At 63.4% G+C, this 26376-nt stretch carries 28 protein-coding genes; 18 read left to right on the plus strand and 10 right to left on the minus strand.

The genetic code is table 11. The features are described 5' to 3' along the window. Window positions 1–94 precede the first annotated feature (94 nt). The 4 genes from FFS60_RS28710 (at window position 95) to FFS60_RS16835 (ending at window position 4585) form a co-directional block, all read left to right on the plus strand. A complete protein-coding gene (locus tag FFS60_RS28710; RefSeq protein WP_171016533.1) occupies window positions 95–268 on the plus strand; it encodes a hypothetical protein in 174 nt (57 codons plus the stop codon). Between the two features lie 3 nt (window positions 269–271). Next, window positions 272–1753 carry a cytosine permease gene (locus tag FFS60_RS16825; RefSeq protein WP_137822607.1) on the plus strand — a complete coding sequence of 494 codons (1482 nt, stop codon included), beginning with the start codon at window positions 272–274 and terminating at the stop codon, window positions 1751–1753. Further along, on the plus strand, window positions 1746–3431 hold the full coding sequence (gene betA / locus FFS60_RS16830; protein WP_028626283.1) for a choline dehydrogenase: 1686 nt from the start codon (window positions 1746–1748) through the stop codon (window positions 3429–3431). The genes FFS60_RS16825 and betA overlap by 8 nt, the downstream gene beginning before the upstream one ends. A 158-nt stretch (window positions 3432–3589) precedes the next feature. Then, complete coding sequence (locus FFS60_RS16835) at window positions 3590–4585, plus strand: alpha/beta fold hydrolase (RefSeq protein WP_137822608.1); 996 nt, start codon at window positions 3590–3592, stop codon at window positions 4583–4585. Between the two features lie 46 nt (window positions 4586–4631). Here FFS60_RS16835 and glpD read toward each other — a convergent pair whose 3' ends face one another. Together glpD and FFS60_RS16845 are read right to left on the minus strand one after the other, a co-directional pair. After that, the gene (gene glpD / locus FFS60_RS16840; protein WP_137822609.1) at window positions 4632–6161 is read right to left on the minus strand and encodes a glycerol-3-phosphate dehydrogenase; all 1530 of its coding nucleotides are present in this window, start codon (window positions 6159–6161) and stop codon (window positions 4632–4634) included. A 137-nt stretch (window positions 6162–6298) separates the two neighbouring features. Beyond that, on the minus strand, window positions 6299–7057 hold the full coding sequence (locus FFS60_RS16845) for a DeoR/GlpR family DNA-binding transcription regulator (RefSeq protein WP_028626286.1): 759 nt from the start codon (window positions 7055–7057) through the stop codon (window positions 6299–6301). Between the two features lie 102 nt (window positions 7058–7159). Between FFS60_RS16845 and ybaK the strand changes: the two genes are divergently transcribed. The 4 genes from ybaK to FFS60_RS16865 all read left to right on the plus strand — a co-directional run bounded on the left by ybaK (window position 7160) and on the right by FFS60_RS16865 (window position 10852). Continuing rightward, on the plus strand, window positions 7160–7630 hold the full coding sequence (gene ybaK / locus FFS60_RS16850; protein ID WP_028626287.1) for a Cys-tRNA(Pro) deacylase: 471 nt from the start codon (window positions 7160–7162) through the stop codon (window positions 7628–7630). A 32-nt stretch (window positions 7631–7662) separates the two neighbouring features. Continuing rightward, window positions 7663–9150 carry a glycerol kinase GlpK gene (glpK, locus tag FFS60_RS16855; protein ID WP_137822610.1) on the plus strand — a complete coding sequence of 496 codons (1488 nt, stop codon included), beginning with the start codon at window positions 7663–7665 and terminating at the stop codon, window positions 9148–9150. 28 nt (window positions 9151–9178) lie between these two features. Further along, a complete protein-coding gene (locus FFS60_RS16860; protein ID WP_028626289.1) occupies window positions 9179–9970 on the plus strand; it encodes an ABC transporter substrate-binding protein in 792 nt (263 codons plus the stop codon). A gap of 99 nt (window positions 9971–10069) precedes the next feature. Next, window positions 10070–10852 (plus strand): PhzF family phenazine biosynthesis protein, encoded by a 783-nt coding sequence (locus FFS60_RS16865; protein WP_028626290.1) that lies wholly within the window; start codon window positions 10070–10072, stop codon window positions 10850–10852. Window positions 10853–10950: 98 nt separating this feature from the next. Here FFS60_RS16865 and FFS60_RS16870 read toward each other — a convergent pair whose 3' ends face one another. From FFS60_RS16870 to FFS60_RS29070, 4 genes are all read right to left on the minus strand, one after another. Beyond that, on the minus strand, window positions 10951–12060 hold the full coding sequence (locus FFS60_RS16870; protein WP_028626291.1) for an ABC transporter ATP-binding protein: 1110 nt from the start codon (window positions 12058–12060) through the stop codon (window positions 10951–10953). Continuing rightward, entirely contained in the window at window positions 12057–12974 is a 918-nt protein-coding gene (gene argF, locus FFS60_RS16875) for an ornithine carbamoyltransferase (RefSeq protein ID WP_028626292.1), read from the minus strand. Before argF ends, FFS60_RS16870 begins: the two co-directional genes overlap by 4 nt. 184 nt (window positions 12975–13158) lie before the next feature. Then, on the minus strand, window positions 13159–13728 hold the full coding sequence (locus FFS60_RS16880; RefSeq protein ID WP_371926443.1) for a site-specific integrase: 570 nt from the start codon (window positions 13726–13728) through the stop codon (window positions 13159–13161). A gap of 4 nt (window positions 13729–13732) precedes the next feature. Further along, window positions 13733–13903 carry a hypothetical protein gene (locus tag FFS60_RS29070; RefSeq protein WP_245586460.1) on the minus strand — a complete coding sequence of 57 codons (171 nt, stop codon included), beginning with the start codon at window positions 13901–13903 and terminating at the stop codon, window positions 13733–13735. 232 nt (window positions 13904–14135) lie between these two features. Here FFS60_RS29070 and FFS60_RS16885 point away from each other — a divergent pair, with 232 nt between their 5' ends. The 3 genes from FFS60_RS16885 (at window position 14136) to grxD (ending at window position 17237) form a co-directional block, all read left to right on the plus strand. Further along, a complete protein-coding gene (locus FFS60_RS16885; RefSeq protein ID WP_028626293.1) occupies window positions 14136–14573 on the plus strand; it encodes a hypothetical protein in 438 nt (145 codons plus the stop codon). Between the two features lie 135 nt (window positions 14574–14708). After that, window positions 14709–16817: a molybdopterin oxidoreductase family protein gene (locus FFS60_RS16890; protein ID WP_137822611.1), complete on the plus strand. Its 2109-nt coding sequence runs from the start codon at window positions 14709–14711 to the stop codon at window positions 16815–16817. A gap of 93 nt (window positions 16818–16910) precedes the next feature. Then, on the plus strand, window positions 16911–17237 hold the full coding sequence (grxD, locus tag FFS60_RS16895; RefSeq protein ID WP_028626295.1) for a Grx4 family monothiol glutaredoxin: 327 nt from the start codon (window positions 16911–16913) through the stop codon (window positions 17235–17237). A 178-nt stretch (window positions 17238–17415) separates the two neighbouring features. Here grxD and bfr read toward each other — a convergent pair whose 3' ends face one another. Continuing rightward, window positions 17416–17886, minus strand: coding sequence for a bacterioferritin (gene bfr, locus FFS60_RS16900; protein ID WP_028626296.1), 471 nt, complete (start codon window positions 17884–17886; stop codon window positions 17416–17418). 204 nt (window positions 17887–18090) lie between these two features. Further along, window positions 18091–18309: a bacterioferritin-associated ferredoxin gene (locus FFS60_RS16905; RefSeq protein WP_028626297.1), complete on the minus strand. Its 219-nt coding sequence runs from the start codon at window positions 18307–18309 to the stop codon at window positions 18091–18093. Window positions 18310–18594: 285 nt separating this feature from the next. On the opposite strand from FFS60_RS16905, the gene FFS60_RS16910 reads away from it, so the two are divergent. Next, window positions 18595–19197, plus strand: coding sequence for a peroxiredoxin (locus tag FFS60_RS16910; RefSeq protein ID WP_028626298.1), 603 nt, complete (start codon window positions 18595–18597; stop codon window positions 19195–19197). Between the two features lie 70 nt (window positions 19198–19267). Here the strand turns inward: FFS60_RS16910 and rnt are convergent, their stop codons facing one another. Both rnt and pyrC read right to left on the minus strand, forming a co-directional pair. After that, window positions 19268–19942 (minus strand): ribonuclease T, encoded by a 675-nt coding sequence (gene rnt, locus FFS60_RS16915; RefSeq protein ID WP_028626299.1) that lies wholly within the window; start codon window positions 19940–19942, stop codon window positions 19268–19270. Further along, window positions 19939–20985 carry a dihydroorotase gene (pyrC, locus tag FFS60_RS16920; RefSeq protein ID WP_137822612.1) on the minus strand — a complete coding sequence of 349 codons (1047 nt, stop codon included), beginning with the start codon at window positions 20983–20985 and terminating at the stop codon, window positions 19939–19941. The genes rnt and pyrC overlap by 4 nt, the downstream gene beginning before the upstream one ends. 167 nt (window positions 20986–21152) lie before the next feature. On the opposite strand from pyrC, the gene FFS60_RS16925 reads away from it, so the two are divergent. From FFS60_RS16925 to modC, 6 genes are all read left to right on the plus strand, one after another. Next, on the plus strand, window positions 21153–22151 hold the full coding sequence (locus FFS60_RS16925) for an OmpA family protein (protein ID WP_137822613.1): 999 nt from the start codon (window positions 21153–21155) through the stop codon (window positions 22149–22151). Between the two features lie 129 nt (window positions 22152–22280). After that, complete coding sequence (locus tag FFS60_RS16930; protein ID WP_028626302.1) at window positions 22281–23498, plus strand: argininosuccinate synthase; 1218 nt, start codon at window positions 22281–22283, stop codon at window positions 23496–23498. Window positions 23499–23590: 92 nt separating this feature from the next. Further along, window positions 23591–23983 carry a lactoylglutathione lyase gene (gene gloA / locus FFS60_RS16935; RefSeq protein WP_028626303.1) on the plus strand — a complete coding sequence of 131 codons (393 nt, stop codon included), beginning with the start codon at window positions 23591–23593 and terminating at the stop codon, window positions 23981–23983. A 57-nt stretch (window positions 23984–24040) separates the two neighbouring features. Beyond that, complete coding sequence (locus FFS60_RS16940; RefSeq protein WP_137822614.1) at window positions 24041–24487, plus strand: diguanylate cyclase domain-containing protein; 447 nt, start codon at window positions 24041–24043, stop codon at window positions 24485–24487. Window positions 24488–24562: 75 nt separating this feature from the next. Continuing rightward, on the plus strand, window positions 24563–25249 hold the full coding sequence (modB, locus tag FFS60_RS16945) for a molybdate ABC transporter permease subunit (protein ID WP_137822615.1): 687 nt from the start codon (window positions 24563–24565) through the stop codon (window positions 25247–25249). A 3-nt stretch (window positions 25250–25252) separates the two neighbouring features. After that, window positions 25253–26338, plus strand: coding sequence for a molybdenum ABC transporter ATP-binding protein (modC, locus tag FFS60_RS16950; RefSeq protein WP_137822616.1), 1086 nt, complete (start codon window positions 25253–25255; stop codon window positions 26336–26338). The last annotated feature ends 38 nt before the right edge of the window (window positions 26339–26376 follow it).

The following is a 26376-nucleotide window of genomic DNA, read 5'->3' on the forward strand; positions in this document are numbered from 1 at the left end:
GGGGCGGAACCCGCCACCGGGGCTTCGGCGCCGGTGGCCACTGGCCGGGATGCATCGAATTTCAATAACAAGAACCCCTTGAGGTGATGCCCAGATGAACAGCCAACCCGATATCGATCGTGCGCAGGAGCTTGAAAGACGCATACGCGTGTACGAGCAGTTGGAAGAGAGCAAGGAGTGGCCGGGGGCGTTGACCGCCGTCGACTACATCGCAACCACCCTGATGACGCTGGTCCTGGTCGTCGGCTTCTACCTCTGGGGGTATTGAGCCATGGCCAATCACGAACCGGTCAATCACAGCCTAGAAGCGGAGCGGGGAGACACGCCGCTGCTACCCGCCGAACGCATGTGGGGTTTCTGGGAATTCACCTACGCCAACTCCGCCCTGGCCATCGCTACCTGGGCCTTCCTCATCGGTGGCGCCACAGCGCTGTTCGTCGGGCCCATGCAGGGAATTGCCGCCATCGTCATCGGCAACATTCTCGGCGTGCTGCTGACCACCTTCGCTACCTGCGTGCCGTGCGGCAAGTACGGCACCGAGCAATTCACCTTTCTGCGCAGCATGTTCGGCGGCAACGGCAGCCGGCTGGTGTACGTGCTGGCGGTAGTGTTCCTCACCATGGGCTGGCTGGCGGTGCTGGGGCTGATGTTCGGCCGCTCCATCGACGGTCTCACCGGTCTGGTGTCCGAGCACAAGACCGATGCCGACGGCTGGCTGGTACTGGCCTCCGGTTTCTTCGCCATCGTCCTGACCGGCTTCGTGGTCGCCAAGGGGCCGACGTCGATCAAGGTGTTCAACACCATCGTCGCGCCGGCGCTGGTGCTGATCATGGGCGCGATGTTCTACATGATCCTCAGTGAGCATGACTTCTCCGAGCTGATGGCCCTGCCCGCGCTGGACGCACCCTTCGACGACAAGCGAGTGAACTTCATGATCGCCGTCGAGGTGAACATGGCCGCCGGGTTCTCCTGGTGGCCCTATGTCGGCAACCTGGCGCGCCTGTCGAAGAACCAGCGGACATCCTACTGGCCGAACATCATCGGCATCTTCGCCGCCGCCGTTCTGGGCGAAGTCGTGGGGCTGCTGGCCGCCTCCGCGCTGGGTGACAGCGACCCGACGGTGTGGATGACCCGCATCGGCGGCCTGACCTTCGGCGTCATCGCCCTGGGCTTCGTGGCCTTCGCCAACGTCACCAGCATGGTGAACATCCTCTACACGTCCATTGTAGGTCTGCGCCAGTTGGCCGGGCAGACGTTGCGGGAGATGAGATGGGAGTGGCTGGTGGTGCTGTTCTGCGTGGCGCCGGGGCTGATCGTGCTGTTCGCACCGGGTATCTACGACGGCTTCTTCATCTTCCTGGTGTGGACCTCGGCCTTGAATAGCGCCCTGGCGGGTATCGGCATAGCCGACTACTTCTTCCTCCGCCGGCAGCGCCTGAACCTGCGCCATCTCTACGCAGACGAAGCGCACTCGCCATTCCGCTTCTGGCGCGGTTTCAATCCGGCCGCCTTGGTTGCGCTGGTAGCGGGCTTCGCCATCTACGTGGTGGTGTTCAACCCGCAGACCCTGGCCAACACCACCTTCTTCACGTTCGCCACCGCCTCCCTGCCGTCCTGCCTGCTGGCCGGGGTGGTCCACTACGCACTGACCCGCGTGCTGGCTGCCCGCCTGGGCTGGGGCGCCTACCCAAAGAGCAGCGACCGCAAGACCGAGGCCCTGGGCCTCACCGCAAAGGGTTACAGCAATGAATAAGCGATACGACTACATCATCATCGGCGCGGGTTCTGCCGGTTGTGTGCTGGCCAACCGTCTGACCGAGGATGCCGGCACGTCCGTGCTGGTCCTGGAGTTCGGCGGCAGTGACCGCAGCGTGCTGATCCAGATGCCCAGCGCCTTCTCCATTCCGATGAACACGAAGAAGTACAACTGGCGCTACGAGACGGTGGCCGAGCCGCATCTCGACGGCCGTCGACTGCACTGTCCGCGAGGCAAGGTGCTCGGTGGCTCGTCCTCCATCAACGGCCTGGTCTACATCCGCGGCCACGCCTATGACTTCGATGAATGGGAAAGCCTGGGGGCGAAGAACTGGGGCTACCGGAACTGCCTGCCTTACTTCAAGCGTGCCGAGACGTACAAGTTCGGCGGCGACGACTACCGCGGCGCCAGCGGCCCACTGGCCACCAACAATGGCAACAACATGCAGAACCCGCTGTATGGCGCCTGGGTGGAGGCGGGTGCGCAGGCCGGCTACATCAAGACCGACGACTGCAACGGCTACATGCAGGAAGGTTTCGGCGCCATGCACATGACGGTGAAGGATGGCGTGCGCTGGTCCACCGCTAACGCCTACCTGCGCCCGGCCATGGAGCGGCCCAACCTGACGGTGGTCACCCACGCCATGACCCGGCGCATCCTCCTCGAGGGCAAGCGCGCGGTGGGCGTGGAGTACGACCAGGGTGGCCAGACCCACACCGTTCACTGCAATCGCGAGGTGCTGGTGTCCTCGGGCCCCATCGGCTCGCCTCACCTGCTGCAGCGTTCCGGCATTGGCCCGACGGAGGTGCTGAGGCAGGCTGGCATCGAAGTCCGTCACCATTTGCCGGGTGTGGGGGAAAGCCTCCAGGACCACTCGGAAATCTATATCCAGTACGCCTGCAAGGAGCCGATCACCCTCAACGGCAAGATGGGGCTGCTGGGCAAGGCTCTGATCGGCCTGCGCTGGTTGTTGTTCAAGGACGGCCTGGGTGCCAGCAACCACTTCGAGGCGGGTGGTTTCATCCGCTCCGAACAGGGGCTGCGTTGGCCGGACATCCAGTTCCACTTCCTGCCGGCGGCGATGCGCTACGACGGTGACAAGCCGTTCCGTGGGCACGGGTTCATGGTGCTGACCGGCCCCAACAAGCCGAAAAGCCGGGGGCATGTCCGCGCCGTGTCGGCCGACCCCTACGAGCATCCGGAAATTCGTTTCAACTACCTGGAGAGCGAGGAGGACCGTGAAGGCTTCCGTCGCTGTGTGCGCCTGACCCGCGAAATCATCGGCCAGCCCGCCATGGACCGCTACCGTGGTGAAGAGTTGGCACCCGGCCCGGCGGTGCAGACGGACGAGGAGATCGACGCCTTCGTGCGTGCCAACATGGAAAGCACCATGCACCCCTGCGGCTCCTGCCGCATGGGCGAGGACGATATGGCGGTGGTGGATTCCGAATTGCGGGTGCGCGGCATCCAGGGGTTGCGGGTTATCGATTCGTCGGTCTTCCCCACGGAGCCCAACGGCAACCTCAACGCGCCGACCATCATGCTCGCCGAGCGTGCCTCGGACCTGGTGCGCGGGCGCCGGCCACTGGCGCCCGAGGACATGCCGGTGGGGCTTGCCGACAACTGGGAAACCGCCCAACGCACTAGCGCCCCTCTGCGCCAGGTGGGCGCCTGAGTCCGGGCCCGAGGCAGCGGCCGGATCGGCCGCCGCCCTGGGCCTGGCAATGACCGTTCAGCGCTCGTCATGAAATTGTCACGGTTCTGTGGCAGAGCGAACGCAAGGAATTCATCAGAATCGCGTTCAACTGGGGTTTTGCGTTCTGGATTTCCATCATGCGTGTGCTGATCCTGCTCGCCGCGCTCATTTGCGGCCTGCCTTCCTTTACTTTTGCCGATACCCGCTGCGATGTGACCGCGCCGACGGAGACTGTCGACCTGGGCGAGGTGCGCCTGGCGTACCAGAGCGTGGGCCGTGAGCGGGACCCGGCACTGCTGCTGATCATGGGCCTGGGCGGGCAACTGATCCATTGGCCGGACGAGGTGGTGCAGCGCCTTTGCAAGAGCGGCTTCCGGGTGATTCGCTTCGACAATCGCGATGTCGGCCTGTCGGCCTGGACGGGCACCGTACCCACGGCGAACCTGGCCTATGAAGTGGTGCGCTACCGCCTCGGTCTGCCAGTCTCGGCACCTTACGGCTTGCGCGACATGGCCGGCGATTCGCTGCGCCTGCTGGATGCGCTGCATATCCAGCAGGCCCACGTGCTGGGCGCCAGCATGGGCGGGATGATCGCCCAGCACCTGGCCGACCTGGCGCCGGAACGGCTACTCAGCCTGACCCTGGTAATGACCAGTTCGGGAGCCCAGGGCCTGCCGGCTCCCAACTCGGCCCTGCTGGAACTGCTGGCGCGGCGCGAGGCGCCGAGTCGTGAGGTGGCCCTCCAGCACCAGGCAGACCTGCTGGCGGCGTTGGGCAGCCCTGAGATCAGTGATGATCGCGAGCAGTTGCTGGAGCAGGCCGCCCGCGCCTATGACCGCTCCTTCAACCCCGAAGGTGTGCAGCGGCAGATCCTGGCGATTCTCGCCGAGCCAAGCCGCGTCGACATGCTCAATCGCCTGCAGGTACCGACCCTGGTGGTGCACGGTACTGCCGATCCGCTGCTGCCCGTGATGCACGGTGTGCATGTGGCAGCGCACATCAAGGGTTCGGAGCTGAAGTTGATTCCCGGCCTGGCCCATCGCTTCCAGGACGCCTTCAAGGAACCGCTGTTATCCGCGGTGTTGCCGCACCTCATGGCCCATCGCGCCGAGGGGCATGTGGCACAGCTCTGAGCCGCCTTGCAGTTGGGAGGGTAGGGATTGCTCGCGGATGGTTGGCTTACGCCGCATCCGCCCGTGGCCGGCGCGGGTATTCGTGTTTGAGGTACTGGGACAGGCGAGCTTGCTGGCTAGCGCTCATGAACAGGCCCAGCTTGGTGCGACGCCAGAGGATGTCTTCGGCGCTGACGGCCCATTCTTGCTGGCAGAGATAATCCACTTCCCGCGTGTAGAGGCCGGCCCCCAGGTGTTCGCCGAGGTCGGCCAGCTCTCGCACGTCGCGCAGCAGGTGCCAGCAGCGGCTGCCGTAGAGGTTGACCCAACGCCGGGCGATGTGGGTGGGCAACCAGCCGAAGCTCGCGCATAGGGCTTCCACCAGAGCGCTGCGGCTTTCCATCTTTTCGCCACCGGGTAGCGGCGCGGTCGCCGTCCAGGCGCCCTTGGCGAGCGGGAACCAGGGGGTCAGTTGCTCCAGGGCCGCTTCGGCGAGCCTGCGGTAGGTGGTGAGCTTGCCACCGAACACCGAGAGCAGTGGTGCGTCGCCGGGGTGGGCGGAAAGCGCCAGGGTGTAGTCGCGGGTCACTGCCGACGGGTCGGCCGACTCGTCGTCGCACAGCGGGCGCACGCCCGCATAGCTGTGGAGAATGTCCTGCTCGCTCAGCTGACGCTTGAAGTGGCGGTTGACCACCTCCAGCAGGTAGCGGGTTTCCTCGGGCGTGATCGCCACTGAGGCCGGGTCGCCGTGGTATTCGCGGTCGGTGGTGCCGATCAGGGTGAAGCGTTCCAGATAGGGAATGGCGAAGACGATGCGGCGGTCTTCGTTCTGCAGGATATAAGCCTGCTCGCCGTCATGCAGGCGCGGCACGATGATGTGGCTGCCCTGGATCAAGCGGATGCCGTACGGCGTCGACTGTTTGAGGTCCTGTTCGATGAAGCGAGCCACCCAGGGGCCGGCGGCGTTCACCAGGGCGCGAGCGCGGATCGACAGCAGGCTGCCGTCGGCGCGTTCCAGGTGGATATGCCAGAGGCCCTTGCTGCGCCGGGCGCTGACGCAGCGGGTTCGAGTATGAACATGGGCGCCGCGCTCGCGGGCCGCCATGGCATTGAGCACCACCAGTCGGGCGTCGTCGACCCAGCAATCGGAGTACTCGAACCCATGGGTGATTTCCGCCTTCATCGGGCTGCCCGCACCAAAGCGCAGGCCGCGGGAGGCAGGCAAGTGCTTGCGCTTGCCGAGGTGGTCATAGAGGAACAGGCCCGCGCGTATCATCCAGGCCGGACGCAGGTGGGGCCGGTGGGGCAGGATGAAACGCAGGGGCTTGACGATGTGCGGCGCCTTGGCGAGCAGCACTTCGCGCTCGGCCAGGGCTTCGCGCACCAGGCGGAATTCGTAATGCTCCAGGTAGCGAAGGCCGCCGTGGATCAGTTTGCTGCTGGCCGAAGAGGTGTGTTGGGCGAGGTCATCCTTCTCGCAGAGAAATACCGACAGACCCCGGCCGGCTGCGTCGGCGGCGATGCCGACGCCATTGATGCCGCCGCCGACGACCGCCAGGTCATAGACTTCGGCGATGGGGGAGTGATTGTGGTTCATGGGCAGGCACCAAGGTCGAAATCGAACTTTCAATGTTCAGTTTCGAAAGTAGCCTAGTCGAGCGAGCGGAAAATGACTAGCCCGATGCGCGGTTTCGCGCCGGGTGGTCATGAAAAATTCATACAGTTGGGAAGGGGTCAGACCCGCTCGAGATGCACCTTGTGCTCGGCCAGCAGGCGGGTCAGGGCAGGGGAGGGCTGGTGGTCGGTGAACAGCCGGTCGACCTGGGTGATGGAGCCCAGGCGTACCACGGCGTTGCGGCCGAATTTGCTGGAGTCGGCGGCGAGGAACACGTGTCGTGCGTTCTCGATGATGGCCTGGGAGACGCGTACTTCCTGGTAGTCGAAGTCCAGCAGGCTGCCGTCTTCGTCGATGCCGCTGATGCCCACCAGGGCGTAGTCCACCTTGAACTGCTGGATGAAATCCACCGCTGCCTGGCCAACGATACCGCCGTCGCTGCGCACCGTTCCGCCCGCCACCAGGACTTCGAAGTCCGGCTTGTCGGCCAGTTGCGCGGCCACGTGCAGGTTGTTGGTGATTACCTTCAGGCCCTTGTGGCCCATGAGGGCACGGGCAATCGCTTCGGTGGTGGTGCCGATGTTGATGAACAGCGATGCATGGTCGGGGATGTACTCGGCTACCGCGTCGGCGATGCGCTGCTTTTCGTCGCGGTTCTGCCCGGCGCGCATGGCGTAGGCCGTGTTCTGGGTGCTCGAGGCTTCGCTGGCCGCGCCCCCGTGGGTGCGCCGCAGCAAGCCGTGCTCGGCGAGCTGGTTGATGTCGCGGCGGATGGTCTGCGGGGTGACGGCGAACGCCTGGGCCAGTTCGTCGATGCTGACGTAGCCGCGCTCGCGGGTGAGGTCGAGAATGTCTTGTTGCCGGGGGCCCAGGTTCATGCTGGCTCCTTGTTTTGCGCGGCATTATAGCGGCGGGCTGTCGAATGACGGTTTTTCCCGTTAAGGTACGCCGAATCTGTCGCCGGATTTTCATAATCGAACATGACGCCTGCCATCGACCTGCTGAAGAAAGCCAAGGCTGAGCACAAGGTGCACAGCTACCAACATGACCCCAAGGCGCCCTCTTATGGCCTGGAGGCCGCCGAGAAGCTCAACCTGGATCCGGCGCGAGTGTTCAAGACACTGCTCGCCGCCACCGAGAAGGGCGAGCTGCTGGTCGCCGTGGTGCCGGTGGTGGGCAGCCTCGACCTCAAGGCGCTGGCCCATGCGGCGGGCGTCAAGAAAGCGGAGATGGCCGATCCCAATCTGGCGCAGCGCACCACCGGTTACCTGGTGGGGGGCATCAGTCCGCTGGGGCAGAAGAAGCGTCTGCGTACCTTCATCGACAGCACTGCGCGCAATTTCGACACCGTGCATGTCAGCGCTGGCCGGCGCGGGCTGGAAGTCGAGCTCTCCGCCGACACCCTGGCCGCCCATACTCAAGGTCAGTTCGCCGATATCGGTCGTCCATAAAAAGCCCAGAACAAGAACAAGGAAGCATCGCCATGGCCCATTACCTGCTCGCCATCGACCAGGGCACCACCAGCAGCCGCGCCATCGTTTTCAGCGCCCAGGGCTTGCCAGTGGCGCGTGCCCAGCAGGAGTTCAAGCAATACTTTCCCAAGGACGGCTGGGTGGAGCATGACGGCGAGGAAATCTGGCTGACTACCCTGAAGGTCTGTCGCGAGGCCATCGAGCAGAGCGGATTGAATCCGGCCGAGATCGCCGCCATCGGCATTACCAACCAGCGTGAGACCACCCTGGTCTGGGACGCGGTGACCGGTACTCCCATCCACCCGGCCATCGTCTGGCAGGACCGCCGCACCGCCGACTACTGCGCCACGCTCAAGGCCGCCGGCCATGAAGCGGATGTGGCCAGTCGAACCGGTCTCCTCATCGACCCCTACTTCTCTGCCACCAAGCTGCGCTGGGTGCTGGAAAACGTGCCAGGCGCCCGCGAACGCGCCGAGCGCGGCGAGCTGCGTTTCGGCACCGTGGACTGCTTCCTGCTTTGGCGCCTGACCGGCGGCAAGGTGCATCGCACCGATGCCACCAACGCCTCGCGGACCCTGCTGTTCAATATCCACAGCCAGCAATGGGATGCAGAGCTGCTGCGTCTGTTCGACATCCCCGCAAGCTTGTTGCCGGAAGTCCTCGACTGCGCCGCAGAGTTTGGCGATACCGAAGTCAGCTTGCTCGGCGCCAGCATCCCGGTGCGCGGCATGGCCGGAGACCAGCAGGCGGCGTTGATCGGCCAGGCCTGCTTCCAGCCGGGCATGGTGAAGAGTACCTACGGCACCGGCTGCTTCATGATCCAGAACACCGGTGAGCAGCCCGTGGTCTCGCGCAACCGCCTGCTGACGACGGTTGGCTATCGCCTGAATGGCAAGGTGACCTACGCGGTGGAGGGCAGCATCTTCGTTGCCGGCGCTGCGGTGCAGTGGTTGCGTGATGGCATCAAGCTGATCAGCCACGCCCGCGATACCGAGGCCCTGGCCGAGCAGACCGGCGATGCCTGCGGCGTTTACCTGGTGCCGGCCTTCACCGGCCTTGGAGCGCCCTACTGGGACCCGCGCGCGCGCGGCGCCATCTTCGGCTTGACCCGCGATACGGGTATCAAGGAAATCGTCACTGCCGGGTTGCAGTCGGTCTGCTACCAGACCCGCGACCTGCTGGAGGCCATGGCCCAGGACGGCGCCGCCGCGCCCAGTGCCCTGCGAGTGGACGGCGGTATGGTGGAGAACAACTGGGTGATGCAATTCCTTGCCGACATCCTCGGGGTACCGGTGGAACGCCCGGAAGTCACCGAGACCACGGCCCTGGGCGTGGCCTACCTCGCAGGTTTGCAGGTGGGGCTCTATCGCGATCTGGACGAAGTGGCCAGTCACTGGCATCGTCAGCAACGTTTTGCCCCGCGCATGGCCGAAGACCACCGCAAGAAACTTTATGACGGCTGGCTGGATGCCGTGCAAAGGGTGCGCAGCGGTGCGTAAAGGCACCGCATAGACGCCGGGAGGCAGGATGGGAGAAGGGCGAGGGTCGCTGAAGCGCCGCTGGCAGGTACTGGGCCTGCTGGTCGCACCTTTGCTCTTCCCGTCGGCTCATGCAGAGACCCTGGTGATCGCCGGGGACATCTGGTGTCCGATCAATTGCCAGCCCGGCTCGGAGCGGCCCGGCATCTTCGTCGAACTGGCGCAGGAAATCTTTGGTGAGGCGGGTATCCGCGTGGAGTACCGCCAGGTGAGCTGGGCGCGGGCTGTCCACGACACGCGCAATGGTCGCCTGGATGCGTTGATCGGCGCCGGCGTCCAGGACGCTCCCGACTTCGTGTTCACGCCCACCGCGCCTGGTGTGTCGCGTATGTGCTTCTACGCTGCCCGCGGTGCCACGTGGCGCTACCAGGGCCTGCTTTCCCTTTCCGGGATCAGGCTGGGCAGCATCAACGGCTACAGCTACGGCCAGGAGCTCGATACTTACATCCGTATCAACCGGGACAAGCCGGCGCATGTCCAGGTGGTATCCGGTGACCAGGCCCTGGAAATGAACGTGGAAAAGATCCTGCTCGGGCGTATCGACGCCACCATCGAGAATGCCTGGGTCATGGATGCCTACCTGGCCGGAAGTGGCCAGCAGGCCAAGCTGGTCAAGGCTGGCTGCCGATCGCCCGATGTACCCATCTACCTGGCATTTTCACCGGCCCTGGAGGCCAGCCCGCGTCATGCGGCGATGTTCGAGGCCGGGCTCCAGCGTTTGCGCGCGTCCGGGCGGATGAACGAGCTGCTGCAGCGCTATGGCCTGCCTCCGCTAGACTGAGCTGGCTGTATCCGTGATAGAACCTGGCCACTGTACGGTGCGTGGGGCGTTGCTGGCTGGCATGCTGAATCTTCCCGTCCCCACTCCAAGGAGCGTGTCATGCAGCTGGATTTCCATCAGGTCGATGCCTTCACCCAGCGTCCTTTCGGCGGCAATCCGGCCGTGGTCTATCGCCTGGATGCCTGGCTCGACGAGCAGCTCATGCAACGCATTGCCGCCGAGCACAACCTGTCGGAAACCGCCTTTCTGGTGAAGGAAGGCAATGCCTGGCACATCCGCTGGTTCACCCCCAGGGCCGAGGTGCCGCTTTGCGGTCACGCCACCCTGGCCGCCGCCCATGTGCTGTTCGAGCTCTATCAGGAGCCCGGGAATCGCCTGGAGTTCATGAGCAAGTCCGGCGAGCTGCGGGTGACGCGCGAAGAGGAAGGCCGCCTGGCATTGGACTTCCCGGCCCAGGTACCGCAGGAGGTGGGCGTGACCCTGGACCTGGAGCACGCCTTGGGTGTGGCGCCGGTGGATGCCTTGGGAGCCAACTTCCTGCTGGCAGTGTTGGAGTCGGAACAGGCGGTGCGCGAGTGCACGCCGGACTTCAAGGCGTTGGCCAAGTTGCCCTGGTCCGGCGTGATCATCACCGCACCGGGTATGAAGCACGACTTCGTCTCGCGCTTCTTCGCACCGGTGATCGGCATCGAGGAGGACCCGGTGACCGGGGCCGCCCACTGCGCACTGATTCCTTACTGGGCGAATCGCCTTGGCAAGCGCGTGCTGCGAGCCGAACAGTGCTCCACCCGCAGCGGCGATCTCTGGTGCCGCCTGGATGGCGACCGGGTGAGCATTGCCGGGCATTCAGTGCTGGTGGCCAGCGGGCGGCTGTGGGTGTAGGTGCGAATTCACTCGCCAAGCAGGCCGAAGGTCTGTCTCGGGAACTCTGTCAGGGGCAGCTGCGCCACCCTTGGCGATTGAAATCGCCCCTACAGGTTTCAGAGTGCACCGCTGATGCGGCGTACTCCGGATTCCTGTGGGGTGAAATGGGCGGCGACGCTCCCCTGTGCGGGGAATACCACCAGGTGATCGGCAGCGATACGGATGCCGACATCCTGCCCGGGCTGGTGGTCGGCATGGCTGGGGAATATGGACTCCAGCTGACTGCCGGTGGCCAGTTGCAGGCGATAGAGGGTGGCGGCACCGAGGAAGGTCTTGCCGATCACCGTGGCGCGCAAGTCGCTGTCCGGTGCGTGGACAATGTCGTCCGGGCGTAGCAGGACATCCACTGCCGAGCCCTGGGGCCAGGTATAGGCGCGGTTGCCGCGGATGGTGCCCAGTTCCGTATTCACGGCGTCGGCGGAAATCAGCTGGCCGCGAATGAAATAACCCTGGCCGACGAAGCTGGCGACGAAGGGGGTCAGCGGCTCGTGGTACAGGTTATAGGGCGTGTCCCACTGCTCCAGCAGGCCGTTTCGGAACACGCCGACATGATCACTGACGGCAAAGGCCTCTTCCTGGTCGTGGGTCACCAGGATGGCGCTGGTACCGCGCGCCTTGAGAATCTCGCGAACCTCCTGGCTGAGGCGTCTGCGCAGTTCGCCATCGAGGTTGGAGAAGGGCTCGTCGAGCAGCAGCAGGCGTGGTTCCGGCGCCAGGGCACGGGCCAGGGAAACGCGCTGTTGCTGGCCGCCAGACAGTTCATGGGGATAACGCCTGGACAGATGCCCCAGCTTCACCAGCTCCAGCAGCTCGGCGACCTTGCGTTCGCAGTCGGGCTCCTTGCGGATGCCAAAGGCGATGTTGTCAGCCACGGTCAGGTGCGGGAACAGGGCGTAGTCCTGGAAGACCATGCCGATCCGTCGCTTCTCCGGTGCCAGGGTGAAGCCGGCGCGGGAGATGACCTCGTCAGCCAGCTGGATTTCACCTTCCAGCACCGGTTCGAAACCAGCGATGGCACGCAGGGTGGTGGTCTTGCCGCAGCCGGAGGGGCCCAGCAGACAGCCGATATCACCGGCATTGAGATGCAGGTTGAGGCCACGCACAACCTGCTGGTCGTGATAACCGCAGGTAAGGTTGCGCAGGCTGAGGAGCATTTCGCGATTCATGCGTGATGGGCGTGTTCGACCAGGAGTTCGAGCAGGGCCTTTTGGGCGTGGAGGCGGTTTTCCGCCTGGTCCCAGGCTACCGAGCGCGGATCATCGAGCAGGTCGACGCTGATCTCTTCACCGCGGTGGGCTGGCAGGCAGTGCATGAATATCACGTCTTCCGCGGCCAGGTCGAGGAGTGCCTTGTTCACCTGGTAGGGGGCGAACAGCGCCAGGCGCCTGGCGGTTTCCTCCTCCTGGCCCATGGACGTCCAGACATCGGTGCTGACCAGGTGGGCGCCGGCCACGGCTTCACGCGGGTCGCGCACGACCTTGACGCGGTCGCCGGCTGTGGCGAGGAACTCGGCCTTGGGTTCGTAGCCTTCGGGGCAGGCGACACGCAACTGGAAGTCGAACTGGATGGCCGCTTCTATATAGGTGTTGCACATGTTGTTGCCGTCGCCGATCCAGGCCACGGTCTTGCCCTGGATGTTGCCGCGATGTTCGAGGAAGGTCTGCATGTCGGCCAGCAGCTGGCAGGGATGCAGATCGTCGGACAGGCCGTTGATCACCGGCACCCGCGAATGGGCGGCGAACTCGGTCAGCTTGCTGTGGGCAAAGGTCCGGATCATCACCGCGTCGAGCATGCGCGACATGACGATGGCGCAGTCGCTGATGGGTTCTCCACGGCCGAGCTGGGTATCGCGCGGCGACAGGAAGATGGCCTGGCCGCCGAGCTGGATCATGCCGGCCTCGAAGGAGAGACGGGTCCGGGTGGACGCCTTTTCGAAGATCATGCCCAGTACGCGGCTTTTCAGGGGCTCGTAACGCACGCCTCGGTTGCGCAGATCCTTCAGCTCGGTGCCTCGACGGATCAGGCTGTTCAGCTCCTGGGGAGTACAGTCCATCAGGGAGAGAAAATGCCTAGCGCTCATGGTTACTACCTTTCTTCTTTTGCCACTGGCCGCGTGTCCTGGCCGGGTATTGCGGGAACAATGCAGGCGGGACGGGCGGTTGAAGCCGCACGGGGCGACGATTTAGGGGGAAGGCGCGATCTTATAAGGAAATGTCGCATGATGCCAACAGAGGCCAGACAGGGCGCGGCCTAGAGGGGTATCGCTATTTTTCCTGTACCAATTTCGTACCAATTTGCTGGTTTTCCAGCTTCTGCAACTCGCTCCAATCCGAGGTGGAATTGAGCCACTTCGCATAGGTCGAGAGCAGCATTTGTACACTGTGCCCCAACTGGTTCGCAATGAAGGCAGCATTCATGCCGGCCATCAGGCACATGGTGGCGTAGGTGTGGCGGGTGTCGTATTGGCGCCGCACGCGGATGCCCAGGGCGCGAAGGGCCTGGTTGACGTAGCCCTTCGTCGTGCTGTCACTCCTGATCCAATCCTGTCCCTCCTCCATCCTCGCCGGCGCGAAGACGAAGGCACTCCGTGCCTGGGTCAGCGTCCGCGCCTCCTTCAGGGCATGTGGCGCCCTGTCATTCAGCAGCACTTGCCGGTGGTGCTTGGTCTTCACGCGATCCTTGATCGCGTCGTCGACCACGATCCGGCAGACGTGTGCGTTCCTTCCTTTGAAATCGATCTCCTCCCAGCGAAGCGCCATCAACTCGCCCGGCCGCATTCCAGTGAAGAACGCGAACTCGAAGTAGCAGGCATGGATGCGGGTCAGCCCGGCCAGCTTCTTATAAAAGGTGCTCGATCACCGCTTCGGCTTCCTCGCGGGTGAACGGGTCCATCACCTTCTTCGTCACCCGTGGCCGCGCGATCGAGGCCACTCGGTTGCGTGCGATCAGCCCATCCTTTACCGCTGCCTCCATCACGCTCGACAGCGTGTCCCGGGCATTGCGGCGCACCGTGGCGATGACCAGGTCGTCTCGGCCAACACCTTGAAGCCGGATGCCGGGTGGTTAGGAGCGGTACGACGGGAAACTATCTGAACGTCTTTTCGGAAAGCATGAACTGATGCTTCGCGGCGCTGGTTGGTAGGTTTGCGGGTCCCCGGAATCGGGTGATTCCCGGGGACGGCATCCGCGCTAGGAACATCAGCGGAGCCGCTCAGACTTTCAATGATCCATGGAGATCCCAATGAATAAGTTCCTCGTTCCCGCCGCCCTGGCTGCTGCCCTTGCTGCCCTGACCGGTTGCAGCAGCTACAACGTCAGCCAGCCGACTTCACCGCTGAATGGCAAAGTGAAGACCGACCTGAAGGCTGATGTCGCTGTGGGCGAGCAGATCAGCGGACAGTCCGAGGTGAACATTCTGTTCAACGTCCTGCAGTTCGGTGGGGACTCTCAATTTGCTGATGGCGTAGCCTACGGTGGCGGTAGCAGTGGTGGACTGCCCTTCGGTCCGGACCCGATTTCCTCCGTCAAGTCCGCCGCCGCCTACAAAGCGGTCAAGGAGTCCGGTGCCGACCTGATCGTCGCGCCGCGCTACGAACTCACCGTGCAGGACTATGTCGTGTTCAAGAAGGTGACCGCCAAGGTCACCGGCAACAAAGGCACCATCAAGTCCATCCGCTGACCGGGGTGGCGAATCGGCAGGCATGATGCCTGCCGATTCATGGCGCTGACGCTGCTGGTCGAGCAGCGAATCTGGCTCCATAGTCTTGTTCTTGCGACCCAACCGGTCGTCTCGAACAAGAATAGAGGCCAGGCCATGACCAAGACCCTCCACCACCGTGCGTGCCATCTCTGCGAGGCCATCTGCGGCCTGACCATTGAGACCGAGGATCAGGATGACGGCACGCGTCGCATCCTTTCTATCAAGGGTGACGCCCAGGATAGCTTCAGTCGTGGCCATATCTGCCCCAAGGCCGTGGCCCTGCAGGACATTCAGAACGATCCAGATCGCATCCGTCAGCCCATGCGCCGTGCCGGAAACGAATGGATGCCCATTGAATGGAATGAGGCCTTCGCCCTGGTCGCCGAGCGCCTGGCTGACATCCAGGCGCGCCACGGTAACAACGCGGTGGCCGTGTATCAGGGTAATCCGAGCGTGCACAACTATGGGCTGATGACCCATAGCAACTACTTTCTCGGCCTGCTCAAGACCCGAGGGCGTTTCTCCGCCACCTCGGTGGACCAGTTGCCCCATCACCTGATCAGCCAGCAGATGTACGGCCATGGCCTGCTGATTCCGATCCCCGATATCGATCACACCCAGTTCATGCTGATCCTCGGCGGCAACCCGCTCGCCTCCAACGGCAGCATCATGACCGTACCGGACGTCGAGAAGCGCCTGAAGGCCCTGCAGGGGCGAGGCGGCAAGCTGGTGGTGGTGGACCCGCGCCGCAGCGAAACCGCGGCCATGGCCGACCAGCATCTGTTCGTGCGGCCGGGGCAGGATGCGGCGTTGCTGTTCGGCCTGCTCAATACCTTGTTCGAAGAAGGGCTGGGCCGCGCAACCCATTTGCAGGTCGAAGGGCTGGAGCAGGTGCGGGACGCCATCGCTCGCTTCACGCCGGAAGCCATGAGCCTGCGTTGCGGTATTCCGGCAGATCAGATTCGCCAACTGGCGCGGGATTTCGCCGCAGCGGAAAGCGCGGTCTGCTATGGCCGGATGGGTGTGTCCACTCAGGCCTTCGGTAGCCTCTGTCAGTGGTTGATCCAACTCATCAACCTGGTTACCGGTAATGTGGATCGGGTTGGAGGCGTGCTCTGCACCGAGCCGGCAGTCGACTTGGTGGCTGCGACCTCCGGTGGCCACTTCAATCGGTGGCAGAGCCGCGTATCCGGTTTACCCGAGTACGGCGGTGAGCTGCCAGTGGCAGCGCTTGCCGAGGAGATGCTCATCCCCGGTGAGGGGCAGGTAAGAGCATTGGTGACAGTCGCCGGCAACCCGGTGCTGTCCACACCCAACGGCCGGCAACTGGAACAGGCCCTGGACGGTCTGGAGTTCATGCTCAGCATCGACTTCTACATCAACGAGACCACCCGTTACGCCGACCTGATCCTGCCACCCACCGCACCGCTGGAGCACGAGCACTACGACACCACGTTCAACCTTTTCGCCGTGCGCAATGTCACCCGTTTCAACGAGGCGGTGCTGACCAGGCCGGTGGGGGCGCTGCACGATTGGGAGATATTCGTCGGTTTGGCCAAGGCATTCGCCGCGCGTACCGGCATCGAACTGAAGCCGACCCTGGCACCGGAGCAGATGATAGACCTCGGCCTGCGTGCGGGCCCCTATGGCGACCGCACCGAGCACAAGCTTTCCGTGGCTCGGCTGCGTGACTATCCCCATGGCATCGACCTTGGACCGCTGAAACCCAATCTGGCCGGTCGCCTGAAGACCGCCAGCGGCAAGGTGGAGGCTGCGCCGGCGATTCTTCTCGGCGACCTCGAACGCTTCGCGTCGCAACCTGCGCCCCGTGAAGGTGAGCTGGTGCTGATCGGTCGCCGCCATGTGCGCAGCAACAATTCCTGGATGCACAACTATCACCGTCTGGTGAAGGGCAAGCCGCGCCACCAGTTGCTGATGCATCCGCGCGATCTGGAAGTCCGCGGACTGGTGGACGGGCAGCGGGTAAAAGTGCGCTCGCGAGTGGGCATGATCGAGGTGGAGGTGGGCGCCAGCCTGGACATGATGCCCGGAGTGGTCAGCCTGCCCCATGGCTGGGGTCACGCGCGGCCTGGTGTGCGCATGGGCATCGCCAGCGAGCAGCCGGGCGCCAGTGCCAACGACCTGACCGACGAGCGCCAACTGGACGCGCTTTCCGGCAATGCGGCGCTCAATGGCGTTCCTGTGGAAGTGGTGGCCGCCTGAGGACAAGGGAAGCCCGAGCGCGCCGCTCGGCTTTCCGTTACAATGCCGCCATCCTGCCGACTCGACAGTCGGAAAGTTCAGCCGAGGTGCCCAATGGATATCATCGAAACCATCAAAGAGCAGATCGCCAACAACACTGTCCTGCTGTACATGAAAGGCTCGCCGAACGCTCCGCAGTGCGGCTTCTCGGCCCGTGCCGCGCAAGTCCTCATGGCTTGCGGCGAGAAGTTCGCCTACGTCGACATCCTGCAGAACCCGGAAATCCGCGCCAATCTGCCGAAGTACGCCAACTGGCCGACCTTCCCGCAGCTGTGGGTAGGCGGTGAGCTGGTTGGTGGCAGCGACATCATTACCGAGATGTTCGAGAAGGGTGAGCTGCAGACCCTGGTCAAGGAAGCTGTGAGCAAGGCTAGCGCCTGATCCTCCCTTGAATAAAAAAGAGCCCCGCAAATGCGGGGTTTTTTTATTTCTAATGGTTCTTCGTATATATCGGTGTTCTATTTGCTAATTGAAAACAATCTTGTTTGGAAGGTTTTGATTCGTAGACGTTATAAATGAAAGAGCCCCGCATATGCGGGGCTCTTTGTCCGGTTCCAGATTACTCGTCCATCTGCGATTGCAGGTAATTTTCCAGGCCGACTTTCTCGATGAGGCCCAGTTGGGTCTCCAGCCAGTCGATGTGTTCTTCTTCGGACTCGAGGATATCTTCCAGCAGTTCGCGGCTGCCATAGTCGCCCACGCTTTCACAGTAAGCGATGGCGGCCTTCAGGTCCGGTATGGCCTGCTGCTCCAGCTTCAGGTCGCTGGCCAGCATTTCCTTGGTGTTCTCGCCGATCATCAGCTTGCCAAGGTCTTGCAGGTTGGGGAGGCCTTCGAGGAAGAGGATGCGCTTGATCAGCGTGTCAGCGTGCTTCATCTCGTCGATGGACTCGTGGTACTCGTGGTCGCCCAATTTCTTCAGGCCCCAGTCTTCGTACATGCGGGCGTGCAGGAAGTACTGGTTGATCGCAACAAGTTCGTTGCCGAGGATCTTGTTGAGATGCTGTATGACCTTCTTGTCGCCTTTCATGTGGAGTCCTGCCGTCGGAATAGTTGAAGATCAGCAAATTTTGATCTCCGTATTGTTGTATGTCAAATATAAGTAGTTGAATTGCAAATGAATTTGAATATGAATAAGAATGTTTAACTTCTACATTTGAAGTCTAAATATTTGAAAAACAGGCACAAAAAAACCGGACGCGGAGGTCCGGTTCTTTTCGTTTCCGCCAAACGGTCAGCCGATAGCGTATGCGGCAGGGTAGGCGAGGGCGGCCTGGCTGCTCTGCACCTCGGCGAGGGTTTCCTTGACCACCTGTTTGGCGAGGCAGGCGCACTTGCCGCATTGGGTACCCACTTCGAGGGTGTTGCGTACTTCGCGGTAGCTGCAGCAGCCTTCGTAGATGGCTTCGCGAATTTGACCGTCAGTGACACCTAGACAGAGACAGACGTACATGGCGACTCAAAGCTCGGAGGGAGTTATTGGATGGATGGGATACTAATAGTAATGAGAATGATTGTCAAAACTTTGGCTGAAAGACCCGGACTAGAGGCTTTCCTGGCCTCCCGGACGGGGATTCGCCGGACTTGACCCACTAGTCGAAAGCGGTGGGCGGAGACCTTTGCCGAGTGTATGATTGCCAGTCGTTTTTGGAGCGGGTGTCATGGCGTCGCCACATTGGTCGGCCAGGCTGTGACGCCCGGCCCCGTTGATTACTCATGACAACTCAGGAGACATGGAATGAGCGTACTCGTAGGCAAGCAGGCTCCGGACTTCACCGTTGCCGCCGTTCTGGGCAATGGCGAAATCGTTGACAGCTTCAACCTGTCCTCGGCCATCAAAGGCAAATACGGTCTGGTGTTCTTCTACCCGCTGGACTTCACCTTCGTTTGCCCGTCCGAGCTGATCGCCCTGGACCACCGCATTCCCGAGTTCCAGGCTCGCGGTGTGGAAGTGATCGGCGTATCGATCGACTCCCACTTCACCCACAACGCCTGGCGCAACACCCCGGTAGACAAAGGCGGCATCGGCCCGGTCAAGTACACCCTGGCCGCCGACATGAAGCACGAAATCGCCAAGGCCTACGACGTTGAGTCCGAAGACGGTGTGGCTTACCGTGGCGCTTTCCTGATCGACAAGAATGGCGTTGTCCGTTCCCAGATCGTCAACGACCTGCCGCTGGGTCGTAACATGGACGAGCTGCTGCGTCTGGTCGACGCCCTGCAGTTCACCGAAGAGCACGGTGAAGTCTGCCCGGCCAACTGGAAGAAAGGCGACAAGGGCATGACCGCTTCTCCGGAAGGCGTTGCCCAGTACCTGGCCGAGAACGCTTCTTCCCTGTAAGCGTTTCCAGGCTGAAAGAAAAAGCCCCGAAAGTTCGGGGCTTTTTCATGTCTGGCGTTTCGCCGACGACTCAATCGTCGTCGTCGATCCAGCCGCCCATTTCCTTCCAGCGGTTGACGATGCCGCAGAACAGTTCGGCAGTCTTCTCGGTGTCGTAGCGCGCCGAATGGGCCTCGCGCCCGTCGAACTCGATGCCGGCTGCCTGGCAGGCCTTGGCCAGGACGGTCTGGCCATAGGCGAGGCCGGCCAGCGTCGCGGTGTCGAAGCTGGAGAAGGGGTGGAAGGGGTTGCGCTTGAGCGCGGTCCGGTTCACCGCGGCGTTGAGGAAGCCGAGGTCGAAGCTGGAGTTGTGGCCGACCAGGATGGCGCGCTTGCAGCCATTGGCTTTGATCGACTTGCGCAGGCCACGGAAGATTTCCGTCAGCGCGTGCTCCTCGCTCACAGCCATGCGCAGTGGGTGATCCAGCTTGATCCCGGTGAACTCCAGCGCGGCCTGTTCGATGTTGGCGCCTTCGAATGGCTCGACACGGAAGAAGTGGGTGTGATCCGGGTAGAGGAAGCCCTGCTCATCCATGGCGATGGTGGTCGCGGCGATTTCCAGGAGGGCGTCGGTGGCGGCATTGAAACCGCCGGTTTCCACGTCCACCACAACGGGCAGGTAGCCGCGGAAGCGCGCCGCCATGGGGTGGCGGGGGCCTGACGGCAGGCTGCCGTCCAGTTCGTCGTCGTACAGGTCTTCGCTCACGCTTGTTCCTCCAGCAGGCGCCAGCGCAGTTTCTCGCCGGCACGCAGCGGTACCACTACTTGTTCGCCCAGCGGCAGGGTGGCGGGTGCGGTCCACTCCTCGCGCACCAGGGTGATGCGGTCGGTGTTACGCGGCAGGCCGTAGAAGTCCGGGCCGTGGAAGCTGGCGAAGGCTTCCAGCTTGTCCAGGGCGTTGCGCTGCTCGAAGGCTTCGGCGTACAGCTCGATGGCCGCATACGCGGTGTAGCAGCCGGCGCAGCCGCAGGCAGCTTCCTTGGCGTGCTTGGCGTGCGGGGCCGAGTCGGTGCCCAGGAAGAACTTGGTGCTGCCACTGGTGGCGGCATCCAGCAGGGCTTCCTGGTGCACGTTGCGCTTGAGGATCGGCAGGCAATAGAAGTGCGGACGGATACCGCCTACCAACATGTGGTTGCGGTTGTACAGCAGGTGGTGGGCGGTGATGGTGGCACCGACGTTGGCCGAAGCTGACTCTACGAACTGCACCGCGTCGCCGGTGGTGATGTGCTCGAACACCACCTTCAGGGTCGGGAAACGCTCGACCACGCGGGTCAGGTGCTCGTCGATGAACACTTTCTCGCGGTCGAACACGTCGATCTCGCCGCGGGTCACTTCACCGTGGACCAGCAGCAGCATGCCGACTTCGGCCATGGCTTCCAGGGCCGGGAAGATCTTGTCGACGCTGGTGACACCGGAGTCCGAGTTGGTGGTGGCGCCGGCCGGGTAGAGCTTGGCGGCGTGGACGAAACCGGAAGCCTTGGCCGCGCGGATGTCCTCCGGGCTGGTGCGGTCGGTGAGGTAGAGCACCATCAGCGGCTCGAAGCGGCTGCCGGCCGGACGTGCCGACAGGATGCGCTGGCGATAGGCATCGGCTTCCTCGGCATTGCGTACCGGGGGCACCAGGTTGGGCATGATGATGGCGCGGCCGAAAGTACGGGCAGCATCGGCGACGGTATGGGCCAGGACGGCGCCATCACGTAGATGGATGTGCCAGTCGTCGGGACGCAGGAGGGTCAAACGGTCGGACATGGGGGGCTTCCAGGCGGGCAGAACTGGGCCGACATGCTACCGGAAAAGCCCTCCAGGGGCACGCGGGGCTTGAGCCAGCGGCAATCGGGCAACCAAATTCGCGCTCAAGTTTTGCCGAGCGGCACCGATATCCAGCAGGAACGCCGTAATTCCCCGTGGAGCCCGCCGTGCGCCAGCGCTATCTCGTCTTCCTGAGCTTGTTCGCCAGCCTGCCGGCCATGGCCATCACCTTCCAGACGCGTCTGGAGAAAGTCGAGTGGAAGGTCGAGGGGGACAAGTTCGAATGCCGCCTCTCGCAGCCCATCACGGACTTCGGTGCGGGCGAGTTCGTGCGCCGAGCCGGCGAGCAGGCCACCTTCCGCCTGAAGGCGCGCGAGCGTTGGATGGGAGCCGGCTCCGCCACCTTGCTGGCGGCTGCGGCGCCCTGGCAGCCGGGGAGGGGGGACATCAACCTCGGCGTCGTCAGCGTCGGGGGCGGTGAAGTACCCTTCAACAGTTCCCAGCAACAGGCCGGACGCCTGCTCACAGGCCTTTTGGAAGGCCGCAGCCCGCTGGTGCGCCACCGCACTCTGCAAGGCGGCGATGCCATGGAGGTACGCCTGCTGCCGGTGAAGTTCAATCAGGCCTATCAGGATTACCTGGCCTGCACCGCCAAGCTCCTGCCGGTGAACTTCGACCAGATCAGGCACCTGCAGCTCGGTTTCCCTGACGGTGGCGTCGAGCTGGACGACATGGCCAGGGCCAAGCTGGAAATCATGCTCGACTTCATCAAGGCCGACCCCAGCGTCAATCACATCGAAATCGACGGTCACTCCGACAACAGCGGTAACCGCCTGACCAACCGCGATCTGTCACGTCGCCGCGCGTTGGCCGTGTTCGACTACTTCAAGGCCAATGGCTTCCCGGAGGCGCAAATGGTCATGCGCTTCCATGGTGAGCGTTATCCGCTGGCACCGAACAACAGCTCGGCCAACCGGGCGAAGAACCGCCGCGCCACCGTACAGCTTTCCCGCGTCGAGTTGCCTGTGGAGGCCCCAGCGACCGCTCCGGCTTCGACCACCACTCCGGCAGAGACACCTGCTCCCGCCGCTGCCCCGGCCGAAGCTCCCATCAAGCCTGGCGTCCAGGGTGCGGCCCCAAAATCCCAGTCGCCGGCCGGGTCCTGACCCGACCACTCGTCGCGCGGCCGACAGAATCTGTCGCCTCGTCGTCATAAGCTGTCGCGCCACTGTAATTTGGCCGCCAGGGTCAGTAGAATCACGGGTTTTTCGTACAACCCCCGTGGAGTTGATGGCATGGCGGACGTGAAGAAGGTTGTCCTGGCTTATTCCGGTGGCCTGGACACCTCGGTGATCCTCAAGTGGCTGCAAGATACCTATAACTGCGAAGTGGTGACCTTCACCGCTGACCTCGGCCAGGGCGAAGAGGTCGAGCCGGCCCGCGCCAAGGCCCAGGCAATGGGCGTCAAGGAAATCTACATCGACGACCTGCGCGAAGAGTTTGTTCGCGACTTCGTGTACCCGATGTTCCGCGCCAACACTGTCTACGAAGGCGAGTACCTGCTGGGTACCTCCATCGCCCGTCCGCTGATCGCCAAGCGCCTGATCGAAATCGCCAACGAGACCGGCGCCGATGCCATCTCCCACGGCGCGACCGGCAAGGGCAACGACCAGGTGCGTTTCGAGCTGGGCGCCTATGCGCTGAAACCGGGCGTGAAAGTGATTGCTCCCTGGCGCGAGTGGGACCTGCTGTCCCGCGAGAAGCTGATGGACTACGCCGAGAAGCACGGTATCCCGATCGAGCGCCACGGCAAGAAGAAGTCCCCGTACTCCATGGATGCCAACCTGCTGCACATCTCTTATGAAGGTGGCGTGCTGGAAGACACCTGGACCGAGCACGAAGAAGACATGTGGAAGTGGACCACTTCCCCGGAAAGCGCGCCGGACTCCCCGACCTACATCGAGCTGACCTACCGTAACGGCGACATCGTTGCCATCGACGGCAAGGACATGACCCCGGCCCAGGTGCTCACCGAACTGAACCGTGTCGGTGGCATCAACGGCATCGGTCGCCTCGACATCGTCGAGAACCGCTACGTCGGCATGAAGTCCCGCGGCTGCTACGAGACTCCCGGCGGCACCATCATGCTCAAGGCTCACCGCGCCATCGAGTCCATCACCCTGGACCGCGAAGTGGCCCACCTGAAAGACGAGCTGATGCCGAAGTACGCCAGCCTGATCTACACCGGCTACTGGTGGAGCCCGGAGCGTCTGATGCTGCAGCAGATGATCGACGCCTCCCAGGCCAACGTGAACGGCGTAGTGCGCCTGAAGCTTTACAAGGGCAACGTCATCGTGGTCGGCCGCAAGTCCGACGACTCCCTGTTCGACGCTAACATCGCCACCTTCGAGGACGATGCCGGCGCCTACAACCAGGCTGACGCTGCCGGCTTCATCAAGCTCAACGCCCTGCGCATGCGCATCGCAGCAGGCAAGGGCCGCAAGCTGTTCTGATAAGCTTGTCGACTTGAGCCTACAGACCCCGGCCACGAGCCGGGGTCTGTGTTTAAAGCCCGGGATAACGGGCAACCGATGAGGAAGCAACGATGAGACTGCTGCATACCATGCTGCGAGTCGGCGACCTGGACAAATCCATCGCCTTCTACACCGAAGTGCTGGGCATGACCCTGCTGCGTCGCAAGGACTACCCGGATGGCCAGTTCACCCTCGCGTTCGTCGGCTACGGTGACGAAGCCCACAACAGCGTGATCGAGCTGACCTACAACTGGGGTGTGGACAAGTACGAGCTGGGTACAGCGTACGGTCACATCGCCCTGGAAGTGGATGACGTCTACAAAGCCTGCGAGGACATCCGCGCCCGTGGCGGCAAGGTCACCCGTGAGCCGGGGCCGATGAAACACGGCACCAGCATCCTGGCGTTCGTGGAAGATCCCGACGGTTACAAGATCGAATTGCTGTCTCCCTCTCGCAACGACTGAAGCTCTGTGCTGATATGAAACCGGGGCGTCATCGCCCCGGTCAGGAGGCGTGGGTCTATGGATGGTTCCGCAGTCAGCTACGAACGTAATCTCGAATGCCTGGTTCGGGCCATCCAGGAGCTTTCCCTGGCGCGTGATCTCGACCGTATCGCCGAGATCGTGCGCAGCGCGGCGCGGGAGTTGGTCGGTGCCGACGGCGCTACCTTCGTCCTGCGCGATGGCGATCGCTGCTACTACAAGGACGAGGACGCCATCTCGCCATTGTGGAAAGGCCTGCTGGCGCGTCTTGGCGGTGGTGAGTTCCTCGTGCTGACCACCGGCTACGGTGATCCGGATGCCGTGCTGCAACGCCTGCGTGCCGGTCTGGGTGCCTTCAACCGTGCCGCAGAGCAGAGCCTGACGCTGCGCATTGGCCATGCCGAGTCCACTCGCGGTCAGGACCTCGAGCAACTGCTGCTTGAAGCAGACAATGCCCTGCATCGCCGCGCGCCGGAAATCGACTGACGCCCGATTCTGGCTGGACGCAGCGCTTCGCTATATAGTTCGCCACATAGCGAAAACCGATCATCCGGCCAACCCATGGATTTCCCCCTCGACCGTACCGACCTGGCCGCCATCTGGCTGACCCTGGAGCTGGCGACCCTCACCACGGTGCTCCTGCTGGTGGTGGGTACGCCCATCGCCTGGTGGTTGGCGCGCACCCATTCGCGCCTGAAGGGGCCGGTGGCCGCCATCGTTGCCCTGCCACTGGTGCTGCCGCCCACCGTCATCGGTTTCTATCTGCTGGTGAGCATGGGGCCCCATGGTTTCATCGGCCAGTTCACCCAGAGTCTCGGCCTCGGCACCTTGCCCTTCTCCTTCGCCGGCCTGGTAGTCGGGTCGGTGATCTACTCCATGCCCTTTGTGGTGCAGCCCCTGCAGAACGCCTTCACCGCCATTGGCCCGCGCCCGCTGGAAGTGGCTGCGACCCTGCGCGCCAGCCCCTGGGACACCTTTTTCTCGGTGGTGCTGCCCTTGGCGCGACCCGGCTTCGTCACCGCCTCCATCCTCGGTTTCGCCCACACGGTTGGGGAGTTCGGCGTGGTGCTGATGATCGGCGGCAATATCCCTGAGAAGACCCGCGTGGTCTCGGTGCAGATCTTCGACCATGTCGAAGCCATGGAGTACGCCCAGGCCCACTGGCTGGCCGGCGGTATGCTGCTGTTCTCCTTCCTCATCCTGCTGGCGCTCAACACCAGTCGGCGCCTGAAACCCGGCTGGACCTGAGCCATGCAACAGATTCGTGCACGTTTCCGCCTGCGCCACCCGGGTTTTGCCCTGAAGGCGGACCTCGAACTGCCCGGCCGGGGCGTCAGTGCCCTGTTCGGCCATTCCGGCTCGGGCAAGACCAGCCTGCTGCGCTGCATCGCCGGCCTCGAGCAGGCCGCGGAGGGGTTCCTGGAAGTCAATGGCGAGGTCTGGCAGGACAGCGCCCGTGGCCATTTCCTGCCCACCCACAAGCGTCCCCTGGGCTATGTGTTCCAGGAAGCCAGCCTGTTCGAGCACCTCTCGGTGCGGCACAACCTGGCGTTTGGACTGCGGCGCATTCCTTCGGGGCAGCGTCGTGTCGAGCTGGACCAGGCCGTGGCGTTACTGGGAATCGGCCATCTGCTGGAACGCATGCCGGGCGGTCTGTCAGGCGGAGAACGGCAGCGCGTCGGCATCGCCCGCGCCCTGCTGACCAGCCCGCGCCTGCTGCTGATGGACGAACCCCTGGCGGCGCTGGACCTCAAGCGCAAGGCCGAGATCCTGCCCTATCTGGAGCGCCTGCACGACGAACTGGATATTCCGGTGATTTACGTCAGCCACTCGCCGGACGAAGTCGCGCGCCTGGCGGACCACCTGGTGCTGCTGGACAACGGCCAGGTGCTGGCCAGCGGTCCGTTGGACCAGACGTTGGCGCGCCTGGACCTGCCCACCGCCCGGGAAGATGAAGCGGGCGTCGTCATAGAAGGGCGGGTGCAAGGTTTCGATGCCCGGTACCAGTTGCTGACCCTGGGGCTGCCCGGCAGCTCACTCAGTGTGCGGGTGGCCCACTCGCCAGTCGCCGAGGGCCGCTCCCTGCGCTTCCGGGTGCTGGCGCGGGATGTCAGCCTGAGCCTGGAAAAGCAGCGCGACAGCAGCATCCTCAACCTGCTGCCGGCGCGGATGGTGGAAGAGTCTCCCGCCGCCAATCCGGCCCACGTTCTGGTACGCCTCGATGTGGATGGCACGCCGATGCTGGCGCGCATCACTCGCTTCTCCCGCGACCAGCTTGGTCTCTACCCGGGCCAGTCGCTCTGGGCACAGATCAAGTCGGTGGCGCTGCTGGCCTGAGGTTGGTGGCGATGGGGGATTGTGGGAGCGAATTCATC

The organism is Pseudomonas sp. D(2018) (genome assembly GCF_005502555.1).
Classification (GTDB): domain Bacteria; phylum Pseudomonadota; class Gammaproteobacteria; order Pseudomonadales; family Pseudomonadaceae; genus Metapseudomonas; species Metapseudomonas resinovorans.